This is a genomic window from Lysinibacillus sp. NPDC097231, assembly GCF_044761885.1.
Lineage (GTDB): Bacteria > Bacillota > Bacilli > Bacillales_A > Planococcaceae > Lysinibacillus.
The window spans coordinates 15,132-37,038 of sequence record NZ_JBIWDH010000035.1 but is presented as its reverse complement, the minus strand read 5'-3'; the positions used below and the strand labels follow the sequence as shown (position 1 = coordinate 37,038).

Annotated in this window: 20 protein-coding genes and 1 pseudogene; 14 read left to right on the top strand and 7 right to left on the bottom strand. The window is 36.1% G+C overall.

Features of this window, described 5'->3' with window-relative positions:
* The first annotated feature begins 115 nt into the window (after positions 1–115).
* From ACIQXF_RS18355 to ACIQXF_RS18340, 4 genes and pseudogenes are all read left to right on the top strand, one after another.
* On the top strand, positions 116–1,030 hold the full coding sequence (locus ACIQXF_RS18355; RefSeq protein ID WP_402785684.1) for a DUF1002 domain-containing protein: 915 nt from the start codon (positions 116–118) through the stop codon (positions 1,028–1,030).
* A gap of 167 nt (positions 1,031–1,197) precedes the next feature.
* Positions 1,198–1,485, top strand: a pseudogene (locus ACIQXF_RS18350) (GNAT family N-acetyltransferase); the annotation flags it as partial.
* Positions 1,486–1,795: 310 nt separating this feature from the next.
* Positions 1,796–2,131 carry a GNAT family N-acetyltransferase gene (locus ACIQXF_RS18345; protein WP_402785681.1) on the top strand — a complete coding sequence of 112 codons (336 nt, stop codon included), beginning with the start codon at positions 1,796–1,798 and terminating at the stop codon, positions 2,129–2,131.
* Positions 2,132–2,317: 186 nt separating this feature from the next.
* The gene (locus tag ACIQXF_RS18340) at positions 2,318–2,629 is read left to right on the top strand and encodes a hypothetical protein (protein WP_402785678.1); all 312 of its coding nucleotides are present in this window, start codon (positions 2,318–2,320) and stop codon (positions 2,627–2,629) included.
* A gap of 13 nt (positions 2,630–2,642) precedes the next feature.
* On the opposite strand, the gene ACIQXF_RS18335 is transcribed toward ACIQXF_RS18340, so the two are convergent.
* The 3 genes from ACIQXF_RS18335 to ACIQXF_RS18325 all read right to left on the bottom strand — a co-directional run bounded on the left by ACIQXF_RS18335 (position 2,643) and on the right by ACIQXF_RS18325 (position 6,502).
* Positions 2,643–3,788: an MFS transporter gene (locus ACIQXF_RS18335; protein ID WP_402785675.1), complete on the bottom strand. Its 1,146-nt coding sequence runs from the start codon at positions 3,786–3,788 to the stop codon at positions 2,643–2,645.
* Positions 3,789–3,905: 117 nt separating this feature from the next.
* The gene (gene scpC, locus ACIQXF_RS18330; protein ID WP_402785672.1) at positions 3,906–5,426 is read right to left on the bottom strand and encodes a succinyl-CoA:acetate CoA-transferase ScpC; all 1,521 of its coding nucleotides are present in this window, start codon (positions 5,424–5,426) and stop codon (positions 3,906–3,908) included.
* Positions 5,427–5,851: 425 nt separating this feature from the next.
* Positions 5,852–6,502, bottom strand: a complete 651-nt coding sequence (locus ACIQXF_RS18325) for a LytTR family DNA-binding domain-containing protein (RefSeq protein WP_008177095.1) — start codon at positions 6,500–6,502, stop codon at positions 5,852–5,854.
* Between the two features lie 504 nt (positions 6,503–7,006).
* Here ACIQXF_RS18325 and ACIQXF_RS18320 point away from each other — a divergent pair.
* The 4 genes from ACIQXF_RS18320 (at position 7,007) to ACIQXF_RS18305 (ending at position 10,032) form a co-directional block, all read left to right on the top strand.
* Complete coding sequence (locus ACIQXF_RS18320; RefSeq protein ID WP_402785667.1) at positions 7,007–7,801, top strand: helix-turn-helix transcriptional regulator; 795 nt, start codon at positions 7,007–7,009, stop codon at positions 7,799–7,801.
* A gap of 207 nt (positions 7,802–8,008) precedes the next feature.
* A complete protein-coding gene (yidC, locus tag ACIQXF_RS18315; protein WP_402785664.1) occupies positions 8,009–8,776 on the top strand; it encodes a membrane protein insertase YidC in 768 nt (255 codons plus the stop codon).
* A gap of 55 nt (positions 8,777–8,831) precedes the next feature.
* A complete protein-coding gene (locus ACIQXF_RS18310; RefSeq protein ID WP_402785661.1) occupies positions 8,832–9,080 on the top strand; it encodes a hypothetical protein in 249 nt (82 codons plus the stop codon).
* A gap of 178 nt (positions 9,081–9,258) precedes the next feature.
* A complete protein-coding gene (locus tag ACIQXF_RS18305) occupies positions 9,259–10,032 on the top strand; it encodes a M15 family metallopeptidase (protein ID WP_402785658.1) in 774 nt (257 codons plus the stop codon).
* A gap of 57 nt (positions 10,033–10,089) precedes the next feature.
* Here ACIQXF_RS18305 and cls read toward each other — a convergent pair whose 3' ends face one another.
* The 3 genes from cls to ACIQXF_RS18290 form a co-directional block, all read right to left on the bottom strand.
* Entirely contained in the window at positions 10,090–11,547 is a 1,458-nt protein-coding gene (gene cls / locus ACIQXF_RS18300) for a cardiolipin synthase (RefSeq protein WP_402785655.1), read from the bottom strand.
* Positions 11,548–11,687: 140 nt separating this feature from the next.
* The gene (locus ACIQXF_RS18295; RefSeq protein WP_402785652.1) at positions 11,688–12,479 is read right to left on the bottom strand and encodes a YwqG family protein; all 792 of its coding nucleotides are present in this window, start codon (positions 12,477–12,479) and stop codon (positions 11,688–11,690) included.
* A gap of 95 nt (positions 12,480–12,574) precedes the next feature.
* Positions 12,575–13,735, bottom strand: coding sequence for an MFS transporter (locus tag ACIQXF_RS18290; protein WP_402785649.1), 1,161 nt, complete (start codon positions 13,733–13,735; stop codon positions 12,575–12,577).
* A gap of 461 nt (positions 13,736–14,196) precedes the next feature.
* On the opposite strand from ACIQXF_RS18290, the gene ACIQXF_RS18285 reads away from it, so the two are divergent.
* A complete protein-coding gene (locus ACIQXF_RS18285) occupies positions 14,197–14,334 on the top strand; it encodes an Lmo0850 family protein (protein WP_004232019.1) in 138 nt (45 codons plus the stop codon).
* 82 nt (positions 14,335–14,416) lie between these two features.
* Here the strand turns inward: ACIQXF_RS18285 and ACIQXF_RS18280 are convergent, their stop codons facing one another.
* Positions 14,417–15,604 carry an FtsW/RodA/SpoVE family cell cycle protein gene (locus ACIQXF_RS18280; protein WP_402785646.1) on the bottom strand — a complete coding sequence of 396 codons (1,188 nt, stop codon included), beginning with the start codon at positions 15,602–15,604 and terminating at the stop codon, positions 14,417–14,419.
* A gap of 280 nt (positions 15,605–15,884) precedes the next feature.
* On the opposite strand from ACIQXF_RS18280, the gene ACIQXF_RS18275 reads away from it, so the two are divergent.
* From ACIQXF_RS18275 to cshA, 5 genes are all read left to right on the top strand, one after another.
* Positions 15,885–16,637 carry a hypothetical protein gene (locus ACIQXF_RS18275; protein WP_402785643.1) on the top strand — a complete coding sequence of 251 codons (753 nt, stop codon included), beginning with the start codon at positions 15,885–15,887 and terminating at the stop codon, positions 16,635–16,637.
* Between the two features lie 138 nt (positions 16,638–16,775).
* On the top strand, positions 16,776–17,855 hold the full coding sequence (locus tag ACIQXF_RS18270) for a D-alanine--D-alanine ligase (protein ID WP_402785640.1): 1,080 nt from the start codon (positions 16,776–16,778) through the stop codon (positions 17,853–17,855).
* Positions 17,856–17,866: 11 nt separating this feature from the next.
* The gene (locus ACIQXF_RS18265) at positions 17,867–19,234 is read left to right on the top strand and encodes a UDP-N-acetylmuramoyl-tripeptide--D-alanyl-D-alanine ligase (protein ID WP_402785637.1); all 1,368 of its coding nucleotides are present in this window, start codon (positions 17,867–17,869) and stop codon (positions 19,232–19,234) included.
* Positions 19,235–19,326: 92 nt separating this feature from the next.
* Complete coding sequence (locus ACIQXF_RS18260) at positions 19,327–20,019, top strand: alpha/beta hydrolase (RefSeq protein WP_402785634.1); 693 nt, start codon at positions 19,327–19,329, stop codon at positions 20,017–20,019.
* A gap of 351 nt (positions 20,020–20,370) precedes the next feature.
* The gene (gene cshA, locus ACIQXF_RS18255) at positions 20,371–21,900 is read left to right on the top strand and encodes a degradosome RNA helicase CshA (protein ID WP_402785631.1); all 1,530 of its coding nucleotides are present in this window, start codon (positions 20,371–20,373) and stop codon (positions 21,898–21,900) included.
* The last annotated feature ends 7 nt before the right edge of the window (positions 21,901–21,907 follow it).

Genomic DNA, 21,907 nt, shown 5'->3' with positions numbered 1-21,907 from the left:
AGTGAAAGCAAATGACGAGAGACACCTTTGAAACCTTCTCGTCTTTTTTTCGTACTAATTATTGTATGATGGCATACATTATACAGGGTTTTCTAGCGAAAGGGGTCACACAATTTTGAAAAAAACATGGATGAAAATACTAACCGCGACAATGTTAGTATTTGGCGTGATGGCACCAGCACAAGGTTTTGCAGCCGATAACACGCAAGCTAAAGCGATTGATGAAAAGCTAGGCGTACCGATCGTTGTATATGGTGCAAACTTATCAGAGGATGAAAAGGAGTCAGTAAAAAAATCTTTAAAAGTAAACGAAGAACCTGAAATTGAAGAAATTACAGTGTCAGGTGAAGACTTAGTAAAATACATCAAAGATAGTAATTCAAGCTCCCGCATGTATTCTTCTGCCAAAATTACACGTAAAAATGCAGGAGAAGGTTTAGTTATTGAGATTGTTACACCATCAAATATTACACAAGTAACGTCTGAAATGTATGCAAACGCAATGCTAACAGCAGGGATTGAAGATGCTTCTGTACAGGTGGCTGCTCCAAAGGCGGTAACAGGTCATTCCGCACTTGTGGGAATTTATAAAGCTTACGAGGTAACGACAGGCGAAAAACTTGATATTGATCGTACAGATGTTGCAAATGAAGAACTATCAGTAGCAACTACAATTGCGCAATCAGCAGGAGTGGATGATGCAAAGACTGCAGAATTACTAACAGAAATCAAAAAGCAAATTGCAGAATTAAAACCAGCAACTCGAGAAGATGTTGAAAAGATTGTACAAGAGCAGTTAAATAAACTTGAAATTAATTTAAGTGAAAAGGACCGTCAATTGCTAGTGGATTTGATGGACAAAATTAGTAAACTAGACATTGATTTTAGTAAATGGTCTGAACAATTAGATGATATTAGCAATACAATACAAGAAAAGTTCGGCTCGCTTATGGAAGATAAAGGTTTCTGGACGAGTGTGAAAAATTTCTTTGCCAATTTAAAGGATACAATTTCATCTTGGTTTAATTAGGCATGGGGCAAAAGGAATTGTTGCTTTAAATGTTAGGGAATCTGCTGAAAGCAAGCAGAGTCTTTTATTTTACTATACAACAAGGTCTTTCAAAAAATAGGTGTGAATTCCATCAGCTATCTTTGTAAAAATGTAAAAGGCTATGGTACTATGAAAAAAAGGAGTGGTGGGAAATGGAATTCCAATTACAGCAAATAGCGGCAAATAAACTTGCCTTTGTCTATGAGCAAGAAGGGGAAAAATTAGCAGAAATTACATGGCAGCAAAATGGTCAAGTAATGGTGATGGATCACACATATGTTTCAGACAAACTCCGTGGTCAAGGAATAGCCAAAAAATTGTTAGATTATGCCGCTACTTATGCACGTGAACATGCCTATAAAATGCAAGCTGTTTGCTCGTATGTAGTTGCAGCGTTTGAAAAATCTAATGCATATGATGATGTAAAACAATAAAAATAAAGGCAATCGCTTACTGAAAGCGGATTGCCTTTTTATTTTCTATAAACTATTTACGATGCTCCTCATAGTTGAATTACGCTATAAATTAGTACCGTTAGGAAGCCTGCTCCACCTAGTAATGAGGCCATATCTACCCAATCATATATTAAGTCTAAATCTTTCATACAACCACTCTCCTAATAATAGTATTAATTCATTAATTCCCTTATGTTGTTCTTGATAATCATAAATTGTTACAAAACTATAATGATTTACGAAAAAAATTAAGAATTGTGCAATAATATTAGTAGGGGAGTGATAAGAAATGTCTTGGACAATACAGACGTACGATGAATTAACGACAGAAGAACTGTATAAGATTATTCAGTTACGAGTAAATGTTTTTATTGTGGAACAACAAACTTGCTATGAAGACTTAGATAATCATGATCAAAACTCTATACATTTATCATATGTTAAAAATGGGAAAATATTCGCGTATTCACGTTTGTTACCGCCTGGTGAGAAATTTGACATGGCTTCTATTGGACGTGTTATAACGAGTCCGGAAATTCGAGGAACTGGGCTTGGAAAAGATATGATAAAAATAGCTTTAGATACTATTGAGAAGGAATGGACAGGCTCAGATGTTTTTATTTAGGCGCAGGAATATTTAAAAGAGTTTTACGGAGCTTTTGGATTCACACAAGTGTCAGAACCTTATATATATGATAGTTTACCTCATATCGATATGCTGTATCATGCAAAAAAATAATGTTTAGTCCTCTAAGAATAGGGAAAAGCTATAATACATAGCCGGTTTCTATATTTTTGGGAGGGATTTATAATGGCAAAACGTAAGGGAACAGGTGTTGTGATTGCAGGGTTAGCTGGATTAGCAGCATCTTATTTGAGTAAAAAAGAAAACCGTGATAAAGCATTAAGTATGTTTAACAATGCAATATCTAAATTAGATTCTTATCGTAGTACTCCGAATATGGAGATGGACAAAAGAATTACAGAACGGATAACTACTGAAGTAGCGACAGAAGCTGGAACATCTCCAACGAAAATAGCTTCAAATGAAATGGTTGCTGAAGGTGGAGGACATACAGGGGTCCATTACTACAATGGAGAAATTCAAGAAAAAGAGAAATAATAAAAAAACCTTCTCATTTTGCGTGAGAAGGTTTTTTGTGCGGTATTAGAATAATACTACCAAATATGAATAATACAATTCCGGTAAATACAAAGCCGCTGACGATACCTAGTGAAAGCCAGCCAAGCAATGATGAACCTAGGACAACCCCAAGTGAGAAAAAGGCATAAAAATAACCATACGCTTTTCCACGAATTTCAGTAGTAGTAGAGTCGATTAGAAGCGAATTTACTGATGGGAATAAGAAGCCGAAGCCTATGCCATAGCAGGCCATCGCAATATAAAGTAACGTGCCTGTATCAGCTAGACCAATTAATAATTGGCTTAACCCCATTAAACCTATACCAAACGACAATGTTTTAATTGGAGCAATTTTATCGAAAATACGGTTAGTTGGCAAAATAAATACCAGTACTGCAATAATTCCAAATGTACTCATTAAGGTCCCACTTAATCGGGAATCAAAGCCCAAAGACTGCACTTTTAGAGGGAGTAGATAGGCAATAACCCCTTGGGAAAACATTAAAAAGAATGCTCCGGAGAATGCTTTTAATGTCCCTGTATTATTAAAAAATAAACGTATAGGAATATATGTACTTGGTTTAGACTTTTCTTTTTTAACTTGATTTGATTTTAGTAAAAAGAAGGCTAGTATAGCAAGCAAAATCATAAAGCCTGCTGTTATATTAAAAACAAATGGTACGCTAGTATGACTTGCTAAAATGCCACTAAATGCTGGGCCTATTATGGCAGCAATACCAACAAATGCTCCAGAAATAGCACTACCTTTACCTCTTTTTTCTTGCTCAGTTGCATTAGCTAAAAATGTGAAAGCAGCAGGGACGATAAGGCCAGCAACTAATCCATGTATAAAACGAACTATTAATAGAACGATAGGCTCATCTACTAAATTATAAAATAATAAAGAAATCCCTGTTGTTAAAAGACCTAGAATTAAAATAGAGAAGGGTCCCTTACGATCTGTTGAAAAGCCAGAAATAATATTACCAAATGTATTGGAGAGGGAATATGTACCAACAGCTAGGCCAGTTAAAAAGGCTGACGCTCCTAACGATTCAGCATATGTACTCATGATTGGAAGCTGGGTAAATAGGTCAAAAAATGAAAAGAATATAATCAGATAGATAAACTTCTTCATAGCTCCTCCTATGGGGAATTATGTATTTAGTGAGAATGAATATTAATCGTATTATACCATTTTCAACAAAAAAGAACGCCTTATAAGTTTTTGACCTATAAGGCGTTCCTAAATTAATTAAGCTTTTGAAACTTCTTTTTTCATTGTTTTGTTTTTAGCAAGATTTACATGCCAAGAAAGAGCTTCCTCTAAAATATGAGGTGTTTGTTGGTTCCCTGTTGCTTCAACAGCACGGTTATAGTAATCCCATAATTGCTCTTTGTAATCTGGGTGTGCACAGTTTTCGATAATTAAAGGTACACGTTCTTTTGGTGCAAGACCACGTAAGTCAGCGATACCTTGCTCAGTAACAATTACATCAACATCATGCTCAGTGTGGTCTACGTGAGAAACCATTGGCACGATTGAAGAGATTGCGCCGCCTTTTGCGTACGATTTTGTAACAAAAATACCAAGACGAGCGTTACGTGCGAAGTCTCCTGAACCACCGATACCGTTCATCATACGAGTACCTGATACGTGTGTTGAGTTTACGTTACCATAGATATCTAACTCAAGAGCAGTGTTGATTGAGATTAGACCCAAACGACGGATAAGCTCTGGGTGGTTAGAAATTTCTTGTGGACGTAAGCAAATTTTATCTGCGTACTTCTCTAAATTGCCATATACTTTTTTCTGTAATTCTTCAGTTAGTGTGATGGAAGTAGCTGCTGCAAATTTAACTTTACCTGCATCGATTAAGTTGAATACAGCATCTTGTAGTACTTCAGAAGCAACGACTAAATCTTCAAATTCTGAATCAGCAAAGCCATCAAGTACAGCGTTTGCTACAGAACCTACACCAGATTGTAATGGCATTAATTTATTAGTTAAACGACCAGCTTTAATTTCATCGCGGAAGAAGTCTAATAAAATGTTCGCCATTGTTTGTGTTTCTTCATCTGGAGGAACGATTAACGAAGGCGCATCTGGCTCTTCAGAAATAACGATTGCTTTAATTTTAGCTGGATCTACTTTAATACCAATTTCACCTATGCGTTGTGTAGCATCAGTCATTGGAATTGCTTCACGTTCACCTTGTGCAGCAGGTACATAAATGTCATGAATACCGATTAAAGCTTCTGGGTGAGAAACATTTAACTCGATAATAATATTTTCAGCATACTCTGCAAAGATAGGTGAGTTACCTACAGAGTTTGTAGGGATAATTAATCCATCCTCTGTAATAGCAACAGCTTCAAGGATTAGATACTTAATTGGTCCCATGATTCCTTGACGAACTAATTCAGCGTTATGAGAAAGGTGAGCATCTACATATTGGATATCACCAGAGTTGATAAGGTTACGGATACCTGCATCGCCTTGGAAAGGTCCGCGTTTACGGATAACGCCAGCCTCAGCTAAATATTTATCTACCTCAGGACCTAAAGAAGCGCCTGTATATACATCAATTTTGAATTTTTCATTTTTAGCGCGTTCTACTAAAGCCATTGGAACAACCTTAGCGTCCCCAGCGCGAGTGAAACCACTCATACCTACTACATCACCGTCAGAGATAAGTGCTGCAGCTTCATTAGCAGTAACAATTTTACTTTCAAGTTCTTTTAAACCTAGGCGTTTTTGAACAATTGCATCCATTAAAAAAATCCTCCCCTAAAAAGTTTTGATGGAAACCGATTACAAAACTAGAAAAAACCTGTAAGAATTTTCTGTTTATTTAGTTGTAGTATGACTCCAACCATTTGATTAATACTATCACCAATTTGTCACAAAAACTTTAGGAAAAGCATTAAAGTGAGAAAAAGTAGAAAATACGAGCAAAAAAATGAATTTTCGACAGAGAAAACGTTTTAATGTAGAGCTGTATATTTTTTAAAGATTTCCTGATAAATTGACTCTACCCACTAAAGGAATATCGTATTTGTAGCAATGTATGAACGGAAAATATGGAGGGAAGTTGCTCTCTTACAGAAGCGTTTGGAAGTAGCATCTTTAACGAGGCTTTATAGTAAAAAGTACAGCGAACTATTTAAAGAAAATGCTCGCTGTACTTTACTTATTATTTAGAAACCTAAAGAACGACGGAAGTAACTTGCATAGCGTTGGCTAACAGGAATACGAGTACCGTCTTTCATGATTAATAAAAACGTTGAATGCGAGTCTGGTTGAATTTCATCAATGTAGTCAATGTTAACGATATAAGAGCGGTGACAACGAATGAATGAGTCAGGCGCTAAAAATAACTCAAGATCACTTAGATTTAAGCGATGATAACCTTCACGACTCATTGTTTTAACAAATGTTTTTCGGAGCTGTGTTTCAAGATAAATAACTTGATCATGTTTGATTGGGTACCAGCAATCATCAATTTTGATTGTAATGTAGTTCGTTAAAAATGCTGATGGCTTTTGTGGGAAGATAGCAGTAATAGCACCCTTAGTTTCGCCTTCCTCCATTAAAGGAATACTCATGCCGTAGTAAGCAACTCCAAAAACATCAGGCTCAATGTAAGAGCTTATTTTTTGTCCGTAGCTTAATGCTTTGTGTGCAGCCGAGCCTTCTTTAATTGGATCACCAGGCTTGATCTTTAAATCAACTTTTTTGCTTGGTTGGTAATACAAGTATTCGTTCGTGTCAGAAATTGCGATTGAAGTATTCTCGGGGAAGAACTCCTTAATAATCTCCATGATTTCTTCTATTTGTTTTGGTTCCACTATTAACACCTCATCTAAACTTTTAAAAATAGTATTATCATCTATATTACTACATATTCGTATAAATTATATAGAGAAGATTTCGGAATAAAAAAGAGAAATGTCGATTGATGAATTATAAAGATGAAAAACGGCTTACATATTTTGTAACGAAATTTAATTAATTACTAATTTTTTTTAATATGTATATGGTAAAATCTAATTGTGCGAAAAGAGTTTACGAGGTTTCTACTATGCATACATGATAAATTAGAACTAGAGTCGTGGACAAAATGTGGTTGAAAGAAAATCGCAAAATATGGTAAAATTCACTGTATAGTCTATTTTTTTTATAACTGGTGTTTTAGTTGGGTTATTTTTATATTATATTCAATATATAATTGTGAAATAGGACTCAGTTCATACGATAAATAAGTAAATACTATTTTCTTATTTTTAAAGTGTAGATTGATGTCCAATTTTGTGAAAGTAATTCGTGCAATCTGAGGAAAGATGGGGAAGATTATGCAACTACATCAACATTCTATGTCAGAAACGATATCAAAAAGATACTTCCAAGAAATCGATAATATTAACCAATACATCGGTGTAGAAGAATTTTTTAATATTGAGTCGAAATTAATATTTGAAATTTACCATTTAGAATCTGCGAAGGCTAAGAAATCTTTGCATGAATTAATCGATATTCTTTCAATACGTTTTGGCAAACAAGTCATTAAAATTGTTAGAAGTTATTTTTCTGTTTTGTCGTCAATTGTTGCTCGTAAATTGCTAGACAATCAAGTACCTTCGAAGAAAGCCTTTGCTTTCAACATTGCTTGTAATGATATGATTGAAAATCAGATGAAGGACGCAGAATTTTTACAATTTGCTGATGATTTAATTGATTTCTTTGTTTATTTTATCGCAGATCGCAAGCAACCGACCTTCCGTCACCAGACCGTTAATAAAGTGATTATGTATATAAATGATGAATTGGAAAATGACTTAACGGTGGAAAGTATCGCAAATAACTTCCATATAAGTACTAGTCACTTATCACGTATCTTTAGGGAACATGTAGGTATTACATTAGTTGAATATCTAAATGTTCGTCGAGTAGAAGAATCACAATACTATCTTCGACATACAAATAAAAGTATTACTTCTATTTCAGATCAATTCCATTTCTGTAACCAAAGCTATTTTACCCGTATTTTCAAAAAATACACTGGGGTCACACCTAAACATTTCCGAGATGAGTTGCATCACGAGTTTTACCGTTTTGAAATGGCGGAGACTGAGCTACAAAGCGTTTAAAGTAAGCCAAAATTGTGCTTAATTGTTAAGATGAATAAATTGGATGCGGACGTATTAGCGATGCTAAGCTCGCATCTTTTTTCTTGCAAACAATATGTGAGAATAACAATAAATCACCTTGATGAATTAGTAGCACTTGCTATTTGATAAAGATATACCCAATAATGTATACTTCACTTTAGTTGATAAAAAATAGTAGGTGGAAAAATGAAAAATTTGAAGCTATTTTCAATGCTTGGACTAGTTGTTTTTGTTCTTAGTGGCTGTCAAGCTGTACAAAACAAAGAAGGTTTTTTCTATAGTATTTTTGTTAAACCTATGGAATTTTTACTGGAGTTTTTCGGAAAGACTATGTTTTCAGGTAGCTATGGTTTAGCAATCATTGCTATTACGGTTCTAATTCGTTTAGTCCTAATGCCGATTATGTTAAAAAACTACCGTCAGCAGCAAACGATGAAAACGAAGATGGATGCGTTCAAGCCTGAAATGGAAGCAGTTCAGAAAAAAATGAAGGAAGCAAAGACAAAAGAAGAGCAAACGCAGTATCAACAAGAGATGATGGCATTATATCAAAAACATGGTATCAATCCACTAAACATGGGCTGTTTACCAATGTTAATTCAAATGCCTATCATCATGGGTCTTTATTTCTCAATTTTATATTCTGCAGATGTGAAATCACATGAGTTTTTATGGTTTAGCTTAGGTTCACCTGATATCGTTATGACAATTATCGCGGGTATTGTTTATTTAATTCAAGCTCGGGTGTCATTATGGACAGTACCAGAGCAACAGAAAGCTCAAATGAAAATGTTTATTTATATTTCACCAATTATGATTGTCTTTATCTCTATGTCCTCTATGGCAGCTTTACCACTTTACTGGTCTGTCAGCGGTGCATTGCTGATTATTCAAACATACATTGGTCGAAAATACTATTCCGAGCATCCAGAAAAAGCAAAAGCAAATTCATAAATTAATTCATGTCGAGGCACCTATGTTGCCTCGATTTTTTTAGGAGGACAACAAGATGAACATAAAGTGGTTATCATCTATTCTAGTCGCGATCTTTAGTATAGCAGCTATTGTATTAATCATCATGGGTAATTTTAATTTTGCAGTACTTGCAATGACTATTATGTTTGCATTATCGAATGGCTTTAGAGCTAAAAGTTTTAAGGAGCAAGGTTATATAAAAGAAGCAAAATGGATGAAGTATATGGCCATTTTTTTCACGATTGCTTCGATAGTAGTGCTTATGATTATTCTCGCAGACTAACAGACTAATTTAAAAATCTAAGGCGAAAACTTATACCCTAAATTGTGAACAGTGCTAAAATGAGACTATACCAATAAAGTATAACTATAATTGATACTTACTGTAGGCCTTGTTTTTCCTGATAACCAATAGGGAGCTTAACCTGTAGTACTGGATAACTTCAAAAGGGGTAAAAATAGTGAAAAAAAATCGTTTACCAATCATCGTTGGTGCTTTTATTTCTGTGGCGCTAATTGTCTCTATTTTTATAGTATTTAACTATAAAAATAACCAAGGAAGTGATGCATCAGATGAACTACAACCAACAACAGAACCAACTAAAAAAGACTCGCCTGCAAAGGAAGAACCTACAATAACGACGGAAAACCCTGTGAAGCCTGAGCAGCAGCCAGATGAAAATGGCTATTTACCAAACCAAACGTTACCAACAGAACCAACATATATTAAAGGCATCTTATTGGCAAATAAGATATATCCGCTACCATCTACCTTTGCGCCGGGAGAAAATCCTGAGGCACGCCAAGCTCTAGATAAAATGCTGGCTGAGGCAAAACAACAAGGTTTTGATTTAGTCGCATTTAGTGGCTACCGATCTTTTGATTACCAAACAACATTATATAATAACTATGTTAATCGTGATGGACAGGCTGCTGCTGATCGCTATAGTGCTCGACCAGGCTACTCAGAACATCAAACTGGCTTAGCATTTGATATTGGAGAGCGTGGAAAAGATAATTTATGGCTAACTGAAGAGTTTGGTGAAACACCAGCAGGTCAATGGTTATTGACACATGCTCAGGACTACGGCTTTATTTTACGATTCCCAAAAGATAAAGAGGGTATTACAGGTTATATGTATGAGTCATGGCATTACCGCTATGTTGGTCTTGACATAGCAAAAGAAATTAAAAAACAAAATATAACTTTAGAAGAATATTTAGGTGTGAAATAAGAAAGGGAAGAGAGCTAATCATAATTTGATATGACTAGCTCTCTTCCTTTTTGTGTTCTACAATATAGGCGTTAGTAAGCGTGAAATAGATTCTTTAAACTTAATCAATGTGGAACGATTTTTGTACATTTCCCAAGTTAACTCAGTACAATCAAAAATATCCTTTTCAAATATCTCAGCTAACTGATGTGAAATCGTTGTGTCATAAATGAATGCATTCACTTCAAAGTTTAAGCTGAAACTTCGCACGTCAAGGTTTGCAGTACCCACTGTGGACGCTTCATCGTCAATAATAATTGCTTTAGCATGAATAAAGCCTTTTTCATAAATATAAACTTTTGCTCCTGCACGCAATAATTGACCTACGTATGAATATGTAGCCCAATAAACAAATATATGATCAGGCTTATTTGGAATCATTATCCGTACATCAATGCCTGATAGCGTGGCAATTTTAATTGCATCTAAAAAACTAACATCAGGTATGAAATAGGGTGTTTGAATATAAATATATTTTTTTGCCATATTAATAAGTTTTAAATAGCCAATTTTAATCTGTTCCCAGTCAGAATCTGGACCGCTGGAAACTATTTGTAATCCAACATCACCCTTTTTGGGGATAGCGGGGAAGTAACGATCTGAGTAACCCATTTTCTGTTGTGCACTCGCTTGATTCCAATCAAGTAAAAAGCGTGTTTGTAATGGATGTACGGCACTGCCTTCAATACGTAAATGTGTATCTCTCCAATAGCCAAATTTCTTTTGTAGACCAAGATACTCATCCCCAACATTAAAGCCACCGATATAACCAACACGGCCATCAATCACAACGATCTTTCTATGATTTCTAAAATTTAAACGAGGATTTATAAGTGGGAAAATTGATGGGAAAAATACTTCAATTTCACCACCTGCATTAAGCAATTCTTTAAAATGGCGCTTTTTAACACTTCGAGAGCCCATCTCATCATATAAGAGACGTACCTTTACCCCTTGTTTTGCTTTCTTAATAAGTTTATTAATAATGCGTGTACCTAGATCGTCTAAACGGAAAATATAATATTGAATGTGAATATGATCTTTCGCTGCCTCAATATCTTTAAGAAGTTGCTCAAATTTATCTGCACCATCATCAAAAATCTCTATGTGATTATCCTGAGTTAACACAGCATTATTTGTTGTAAGATGCATATAGATCATTTCTTTGTAATGTTCCGCATTATCAATACGAAACTCGAACGTATCGTCTCGAATCGCTTCTTTTTGATAGCTAATGAGGTTGTCTATACCAATATCCTTGCGTCCTTCCCAACGGAACAAATGCTTTCTTCGTAGTTGTCGTCCGAACAGCAAGTATAAAATAAATCCACCTAATGGAATGAAAAATAGTACAAGAATCCATGCCCATGTAGAAGTAGCATCTTTACGTTCTAAAAAAATTATGACCATTGCTGCTAAAATGTTAATAAACATAATCAAAGGTACCGAATATCCAACATATGTAAAAATGCTCATTCATACACCTGCCCTTACTATATTTTCGCAATATACTTAGTATAGCTTACTTTATATATGGAATGAAGATAAGAAATTTGTCAGTAAGCATGGAAAAGGATTACCTCGTAAGGCGGAACGAGGTAATCCAAAATAAATAATCAGTAATGCTCCCATTGAAATAAAATATCTGAAAAATCTTTTTGAAGAAGCTTCTCTCGATTTATAAAAAATTTACCAACACCACTATCTGCCCACATAATGCCAATTTCGTCATTAGAATCGATTTGGAGCAACAATACATCATATCGTTGGAGTAGCTGTGATTCCTGACGGATATCTTCGTCTATAAAATAAGCATAGCCTCCAATTTTAGCTCCAGCCCCTAAAAAATGTTGTAGATAAATCTCGTGTAAATCAACATCTTCCCGTAAAGATATTAGATTAGGTAAGTAGTGTATCCTGCGATAATCTAGAGCAGAAACAGGTTCTTGTATTGGGTGGAATTTTAATGCCAACTCCTGGTGAATAGGGAACCAATCATTTGCTGTCTGCGCTAAAAACTCCTGGTTAGGAACTGCCTCTTCAGAACCAATGGTAGGGTAAAATCGTATTTTATAAAATTGCTGGAAAATATCCTCGTGGTAATGATCTGCATTCATGAAAATATTAGATGAAATAAAAAATTGTAGAATACCCTGTGATGGGAAATCTTTTAGCGGTGGCATTTCCGCAAAATTTATTTGAGCCAATAAACGCATAGGCTCACCCGCAACATCTTTCGGATATGTCTGATAAAAGGGTAAATAAGGTTCCCCAGCAAATTTACTTTCTGTGAACGTGGTTGAACGTTTGTATGGTGTGATCATCATCGCTGAAAGAAGGGTGTCTTCAATTTCAAAACGAAATGATTCTAGCTCTTTTGGAAGTAAAAGGTTTGTTGTTTTGTTCATGCAGAGCCCTCCGTTATTTCGCTTTAGCAGTCAATTTCCATAACATGTTCTATATACCTTCAATTACTAGTAAGTTACGGCTTTTTATCAGAAAATTATTCAAGCCGTAAAGATTTATTTGATGCTTTAAAAATGAAAATGAGAGTAATTGATACGACGGCTATTGCTGCTGACGTATAATAACCAAGACTAGTATGAACTGTAAATAACCAAGTGAAGAATAACGGACCGAGAATACGCCCTAAATTATCCATGGAATAGGAAAGGCCAGCAGCCGTTCCGTATTGCCCACCTGACTCTTTAGTTGAAAGTGATACGACACACGTTCTTGCAAGAGCATTACCGGCTGTAAAGACACATAGGGCAAGACCTGCCATAAATAGATTAGCTGTTAAAGTGAATAAAAGCATACCTATAGCTGTCACAATTTGTGCACCTATTAACCAAGTTGTTTCGCTTCCATTTTTAATGCGTCTAACAACGCCGCCTTGAATAGCTGCATCAACAAAGCCGCTAAACATAAATAAATAACCGATTTGTAGTGGTGTAATCTGAATTCGTTCAATTTGGAAAAGCTGGAAAGTAGCTTCTACTCCTGCCAGCATGAACGTAACTAAAAATGAGAACATAAATAAATAACGCACACGATATTGCAACATTTTGCCAGCACCTTTTGGCACTATTGCACGTTTAGTTGTATCTTTTCGTTTTTTAGGTTCTTTTAAGACGAAACTCGCATAAATAAATAATAGTGCAATTAATATTGCAGAAGTTACAAATGGTAATTGTAAGCTATAATGACCCAGCATACCACCAATTGCTGGACCAAAAATAAAACCGAGCCCGATGGACATGCCCATTAGACCCATATATTTATTGCGATCCTCTTCATTAGAAATATCACCAATGAAGCCTGTTACAGCTGTATACAGTGCGCCTGAAAACAAACCACCCACAACACGTGAGGTATATAAAATCACTAAATTATCTATAAATAATGAGAAAATAACAAAGCTTAGGCTAAAACCAACTAGGCCCATTAAAATAAGTTGTTTACGTCCTACCTTATCAGACAGCATGCCCCAAAGTGGTGCAGTGAAGAAACTTGCGAGTGAATACACTGTCAGTAAGCCGCCAACGTGTATATTATCCCAGCCCTGCTGAACAATAACCTCTGGTAAGACAGGAATAATAATCCCAAACCCCAGGTAGACGAGGAATTGAACAGTCATTAATAATAAAATTGCCTTTTTCATACAGTTCCCTGCTTTCATATGATATTTCAGTATGTATATTCTACCTCTCTTATTCTTGCTATTACAAGAAACGGATGGTAAATCACTGGTTGATACGCCAAAAGTGATTTCAATATATTTAGCACATTATATAATAGTACATTTTAGTTGTATAAAAAAATCAAAACGGTTAATACTGAATTGTATGGACACTAAAGCTTATCTTTAATGGTTTGTAAAATGACTTATCTAATGAAGCTTGTATTAAAATTATTTAGGTTTAATTTCTTAATAATTGGTGGTAAATAGTGAAGTAAAGAAAAATTTACATTGTAACAAAAATGAAAAAATTTAAAGACCAGTTAAATGGTATGATAGGAAATGAAAAGCAAAAGCTCGTCAGACATCATACACATAGAAAAATGAAACTTTTTTGGAAATTAAACGTTATATAAATTCGAGGAAAGATTGAGGTGGAATGTATGACAAAAGAAGTAGATTTGAAAAAGATTGTTTCGAATTTATCTAAGTTGGGTGTAACAGCTACTGTAACAAAGTCTCGACTTGAACTTTTAAAAGTGCTCACACCACCAACGCAAACTCCGCAAGTTCAAGCTTAACTCGTTTACAAAAGAAAATGGGTAGTCTCAGTATTGAGACTACCCATTTTCTATATCTATACGTTTACTCCAAAGTAATTCATTAATCATCATCATCATGCGTTGTAAACATGTAAGTACGATAGTGGAAACGCATACTGAAAACAAGACCGATGGCTAGGGCGTTCCCCATCAGTGAACTTCCTCCATAACTGATAAAAGGTAGAGGAATACCTGTGATAGGTAATAACTGAATAGTCATACCAATATTTTCAAATACGTGGAACGTAATCATGGCAATAATACCCGCACATACATATGTTGAGAACGGATCTTTTAATAATAGTGTAGTTTTTGTTAAATGATAGATTAATAAGAAGAAAAGACAAATAACGATACTAGCGCCAATAAAACCCCATTCTTCTCCGATAACTGTAAAAATAAAATCGGTATGGTTTTCGGCAACGTAAACTTCACGGCCTCGGAAACCTTTACCGAAAATCTCACCTGAACCAATCGCATTTAAGGAAGTAATTAAATGGTATCCATCATTAGAAGAATATGAATACGGATCTAACCAAGAATAGATTCGAGCAAATTGATATGGTTTAAAGCCGAATGTTTTCTCTAAAAAACTTTGCATATAGAGTGCCATCCATAATAGAGAACCACCTACTATAGCGCCACCTAAAAAAGTTGGTAAAATAATTTTCCATGATACACCTGCTACAATGATAATAGCAGCCGTAATGGCGAAGAACACTAATGCTGAACCAAGGTCAGGCTGCTTCATAATTAAAGCTAAAGGTATTAACAGCGTAGCGGCGATTTTACCTAGCAATATGAAGTCTGTTTTTATTGATTTAAAAGAATAAACTTCGTGGTGCTTACTAATAAGCCGAGCAAGGGCTAAAATGTAAAAGGTTTTCATAAACTCAGAGGGTTGAATATTTCCGAGAGGTGTATGATACCAGCTCTTTGCACCATTAATTTTTTCACCGATTTGTCCTGTTCCTTCTGGCATAAAGATAAGCAGTACTAATAAAGCGATTCCTGCACCGTACATATACCAAGACATTTTTTTATATTGGTCAGGTTCAAAAAACATAACTATCCCAATAATAACTGCGCCAATGACGTACCATTGCAATTGTTTGGGAACAAAGTTAGTGCCATATTGACCAGATGTTTGTGCCGACGCAATGGCTAACAAACTTACGACTAGGAAGGTTAAAAGTATAAAAGCGAGCGTCCAGTCAAAACGATTCGCGAAATTTCGTTTATTTTCCATACAAGCCACCTATATTAAAATAGTATCTCTTCATGAGTGAATTTGTTATTCAAATCAATTCCGTTTTATCTACAATTAGGTAATAAGCTACCTAATGGAATTTATTCAAGGAACTTAGCTCATTTAGAGTAGTTAAAACACATACGTAATCGCATATATAACATTCATATTATAACGCAAAAAATACTTTTACGCCTGTGAATATTGTTATGACGATATTTAACATAAAATGTTTCAAAAAAATCGTAATTAGTCTTATAATGTAGGGAAGAACGGGGTGATGGTTGTGGCTAAAAAATTGAAGTCAGCTGAAGATTTTATGTATCATATTTATGTTCATATGAATGATGTCGATAAGTTTGTTATTTTTAGTGGGCTTAAATTCTCACAATTTGTGGCTGCATTTGAACCACTACATCACTTACTGTTGTTGAAACATTCATATGAAGACGGTTCTTTTAATATGCATACACAGTTTGATTATATACCAGATGAGGAAGTACCTCTTTTTGCAAAAAAAGCTGCTGAATCTAAAGAATTGTGTTGGGTAGACTTTATGGATGAAAAGAGGCTAGATCAACTAACACCGATGGAACAGGGAGAATTGCTTTACATAAGTCATAAAAAAGAAGCTATTACCTCACCATTTTTTAATAAATTGCAAAATCGATTTGTCTACTATTCTTCAGACTTAGAGAAAATGACTAAAGTTTATTTCCGCCATTTAAGTGATTCGGATTTACTTGTTGCCAATGTTTTAAATAGTTTAATTCGCGAAAAGGAACGTAGCACAGGTTTTTGGCGCAGGAAAGTAAAAGCAAGCATTCCGTCTATCTCACCTGAATTTTTGCGTTCTTATCGTTCTTTTGCTAAAGATGGGGCACTACTGTCCTTGTATCGAATTGAAAAGCCTAAAGTAGCCTATGGTATCGAAGTTCGCAATCTATCGGAATATTCTTTCCCCGATGAAGTGTGGGATGATTTAAATACAATCTTGAAAAATGAGCACGATGAATTGATTTTTATTATTTAACCATATATTCAATTTAAACGTAGAATGAATATACATTATCAAATCTCACCGTCAAAACACGGTGAGATTTTTATGTCATTTGTCAAGACGTTTCATGATAAACTAATAATACTCAAGAAGTATGTGGAGGGCACAAAAATGAAAAAAAGAATCGGTTTATTATACGGAGGAAAGTCAGCAGAGCATGAGGTGTCATTGTCGACAGCACGTGCTGTCACTGGAGCTTTGAATTTCGAGGAGTATGAAGTATATCCGATTTTCATTACACTTGAAGGGGAATGGCGCCGAGGTGAGCGTCTAGAAAAACCTGCAAGTACAATTGAAGAATTACAATATGGTGATGATGTCACTGTTTTAGAAAATAATATTACAGATTTCTTAATCGATAAAAATGGGAACGCTGTGCAATTCGATGTGATCTTCCCATTACTTCATGGTACGAATGGGGAAGATGGAACTGTGCAAGGTTTACTTGAGGTTCTTAATTTGCCGTATGTAGGAAATGGTGTGTTAGCTTCATCAGCTGGCATGGATAAAGTAATCATGAAGCAATTATTTGAAATTGCCGGCTTACCACAAGTGCCGTATACGTACTTCATTCGTAGCGAGTGGACGAACGAACAGCAAGCTATCCTAGCTCGTTGTGAAGAGAATTTGAATTGGCCGATGTTTGTAAAACCAGCAAACCTAGGTTCCAGTGTAGGGATTAGCAAAGCAACAAATCGTGATGAACTAGTGAAGGCTATCGACATAGCTTTGCAGTATGACCGTAAAATTGTAGTGGAGCAAGGTATTGTGGCTCGTGAAGTTGAACTAGCGGTGCTAGGAAACGACTACCCTGAAGTTTCTGTACCTGGTGAAATAAAACCAGTTACTGAGTTTTATGATTATGATTCTAAATATAAAGATGGCTCAACAGCTCTTATTATTCCAGCAGAGCTTCCAACTGATACTGTAACAAGCTTACAGGAGCTAGCAAAGCGTGCGTTTAAAGCTATAGATGGAAGTGGTTTAGTTCGTGCAGACTTTTTTGTGACAGCCGAAAATAACATATATATCAATGAAGTGAATACAATGCCAGGCTTTACACCTGTAAGTATGTATCCGCTTCTATGGCAACATACAAATGTAAGCTATCCAGAACTTATCGATCGCTTGATTGTGCTTGCTATTGAGCGTTTTGAAGAAAAACAACAGCTTCACTATAAAAAAGACTGAGTGGGATTATTGTGAAAAAAACATTAAAGCAGTTAGCTGCATGGTTAAATGATGAAGTACCGGCTTTTGGTGACACAGTTATATCTGGAATTTCAATTGATACAAGAACAATTCAACAAGGGGACCTATTCGTCCCATTTCGTGGTGACAAGGCAAATGGACATAAATTTGTACTGCAGGCTTTTGAAAAAGGGGCCGGCGCTTCGCTTTGGCAGAAAGATGAGCCAAATCCACCACAAGGTGTTCCATTACTCTTTGTAGATGATCCAGAACTAGCGCTACAGCAAATGGCACGTGCCTACCGCTGTGAGCATAAAGCGAAATTTATTGGAATTACTGGTTCGAATGGTAAGACATCAACAAAAGATATTTTGGCAGGCACACTTGCACCATTTTTTAAAGTACAAAAAACAATTGGGAATTTTAATAATCAGCTAGGGTTACCAATTACGGTTTTACAGCTAGATGAAGATACCGATGTTGCTGTGCTTGAAATGGGTATGAGTGGTTTTGGAGAAATAGAATTTTTAACGAATTTGGCTCGTCCGCATATGACAGTCATTACTAATATTGGTGAGGCTCATATGCAAGACTTAGGCTCGCGTGCGGGAATTGCAAAGGCAAAATTTGAAATTATTCAAGGAATGCAAGCAGATGGAGTGTTATTCTATGACGGAGATGAACCATTGCTTCAGGAGCTAGTTACAAAAGAGAAACAGTTAAATGCAGTAGCATTTGGCTTAGAGCGTGGCAACCTTTTGTATGCTGACAATATTGAAGCAACTACAGATGGTAGTAGCTTCACAACTCATGGTGCGATTGAGGGAGACTTCTTTATTTCGGTTCTTGGCAAGCATCAGGTAAAAAATACACTAGTAGCCATGTTAATTTCTCAGAAGCTAGGTTTAAACAATGATCAAATTCGTGCATCCTTAAAACAAGTGGTCCTTACTGATATGCGTATGCAACAAGTACAGGGAACAAATGGTGCGTTGTTTATTAATGATGCATATAATGCCGCACCAACCTCTGTAAAGGCAGCTATTCAATTTATAGCGTCGTCAACGATTCGCCCAGAGAAATGGCTTGTCTTAGGTGACATGCTTGAACTTGGACCGAATGAAAAGAACTTCCATGAAGAGTTAGCGGATGCTATTCATGCAGAAGAAATTGCTTATGTATGCTTATTTGGCCCTCGCATGGCTTATTTAAATGAGGTATTGAAACTGCGTTTTGATACGGATCGGTTGCTATATGTTGAAGACGATTATACGCCAATTATCGAAAAACTACAGCAAGCTAATGACAGGTCCATTGTTTTATTAAAAGGCTCTCGTGGTATGAAATTAGAAACTATTTTAACTTCTTTTACGTCATAAAGAGAAACAAGGAATCGGTGGGATGCTCTCTCACCGACTTCTTCATTAAAATGACTAAAGTCAAATGAGTTACACATTTAGAGGTGAAAGTAATGTCGGTAGGTGTGTTATGTATACATGGATTTTCAGGCGGGCCCTATGAAATAGAACCTTTTACAACTTATTTACGTATGCATACTAGTTGGCTAATTGAAGAGCCTACTTTGTCAGGCCACGGGGAGGAATTACATATGCGAGGCTTCACCGCTAAGCATTGGTTAATGGATGCCGAGCTTGCTTTTCGTGCTCTTGCCAAAAAGGTAGATGAAGTAATAGTCGTTGGGTTTTCGATGGGTGGCATTATAGCGCTATATTTAGCCAAGCGTTATAAAGTGAAGAAGCTTGTATTACTTAGTGCAGCTGCCAAATATGTGAGTCCTAAGCAATTGGTCAAAGACTTTAAAATGCTTGCTACTGAGGCATACCATCGTAATCTCTCTAATAATGAGCTGTTTTTACGATACCGTCATAAGTTTAACAATGTACCACTATCGTCAACAATAGAATTTATGAAGCTTGTTCGAATCGTGGAGCCATATTATAAAAATATTAATACTCCAGTTTTTATTGTACAAGGGAAATTAGACGGTATAGTACCGTATCATACGGCTCAATTTCTATACGATGAATTAACTTCAAATGAGAAAACTTTGTATTTTTCTGATAATGGTAAGCATCATATATGTTATGACAAGAATTGTTCTGAGTGGTTTTTTCCAGTCATGTCATTTTTAAAGAGTTCGTAAAGTAGTCAGATTATTACGACTCATGCGTTATCGTTGCATACGGTTTAATCCCATGTTAGACTAGTGTAAGCAATGGATACATTTTGTGCGAAGACTCTTCATATTTGGTTGAAGAGTACTTTTTTTTGAACACAACGGTTTTATTCTATAGTGAATAATTACGACAGAATCGAACCGCTCGGTAAAGACCGGGCTTTCCTTTTCATATAAGAGAGCTCTATGTGACCATCATATAGAGAAAATTTTTAAGTAACGGAAACGTTCCACAACACAGGCTCGAATTTGCCGACAACTTCATCTGAAAATGTAACCATTTGTCAACTTAAAAGGAAAAAAAGGAGATTGAGAAGTTTGACAAATTTTTCAGAATTAAATATTAGCGAATCTACATTACGTTCTGTAAAGCGTATGGGATTTGAAGAAGCAACACCAATCCAAGAAGGTACTATTCGTTTTGCCATTGAAGGCCGTGATGTATTAGGTCAAGCGCAAACAGGTACTGGTAAAACTGCCGCTTTTGGGATTCCACTTATCGAAAAAATCGACCCAAAAAATCCAAATATCCAAGCATTAGTAATTGCACCAACTCGTGAATTAGCGATTCAAGTTTCAGAAGAGCTATATAAAATTGGATATGATAAACGTGTAAAATTGTTATCAGTTTACGGTGGTCAAGAAATCGGCCGTCAAATCCGTGCGCTGAAAAATAAACCTCAAATTATCGTAGGTACACCTGGTCGTATCATTGACCATATTAATCGTCGTACTTTGAAATTAGAAGATGTTCAAACATTGGTACTTGATGAAGCTGATGAAATGTTAAATATGGGCTTTATCGATGATATTAATTCAATCTTAGAAAACGTGCCTTCTGAGCGTCAAACATTATTGTTCTCAGCAACAATGCCACCAGCAATCCGTAAAATTGCTGAGACATTTATGCGTGATCCAGAAATCGTAAAAATTAAGGCTAAAGAATTAACAGTTGATAACATCGATCAATATTTTGTGAAATCTGCTGAGCGTGAAAAATTCGACATTTTATCTCGTTTATTAAACGTTCACCAACCAGAACTTGCGATTATCTTCGGACGTACAAAACGTCGCGTGGATGAGCTAGCACAAGCGTTATCAATCCGTGGTTACCTAGCAGAAGGGATTCACGGTGATTTAAGCCAAGCGAAACGTATTTCCGTATTACGTCAATTTAAAGAAAATAAAATTGATATTCTTGTGGCAACAGATGTAGCTGCTCGTGGGCTTGATATTTCTGGTGTAACACATGTTTATAATTTCGATATTCCTCAAGATCCTGAGTCTTATGTTCACCGTATTGGTCGTACAGGCCGTGCAGGTAAATCAGGTCTTGCAGTAACGTTTGTCACACCTCGTGAAATGGGCTACTTACGTATTGTAGAAGAAACAACGAAAAAACGTATGACACCACTTCGACCACCAACATCGGACGAAGCTTTAGTGGGACAACAACGCCTATCTGTGGAGACACTAGAAGGTCTTATTGCGAACAACGATTTAGGTGATTATCGTACACTTGCGACAGAATTACTTGAAAACCATGAGGCAATCGATGTGGTAGCTGCTGCACTTCGTGCTTTAACAAAAGAGCCAGATGACTCGCCAGTAACAATTACTGAAGAGCGACCATTACCAATGCGTCGTGAGCGTTCTAACAGTCGTGGTGGAGATCGTGGACGTGGCGGTAACCGTAACTTTAGCGGACGTCGAGATGGCGGACGTGGCGGAGATCGTCGTGGAGGAAATGGAGGAAGTGGAAATCGTCGAGATGGCGGACGCCGTGACGGAGGTCGTCGTGAAGGTGGACAAGGTCGTTCTCGCGCTCCTCGTCGTCACGAAGATTAAATTTTTC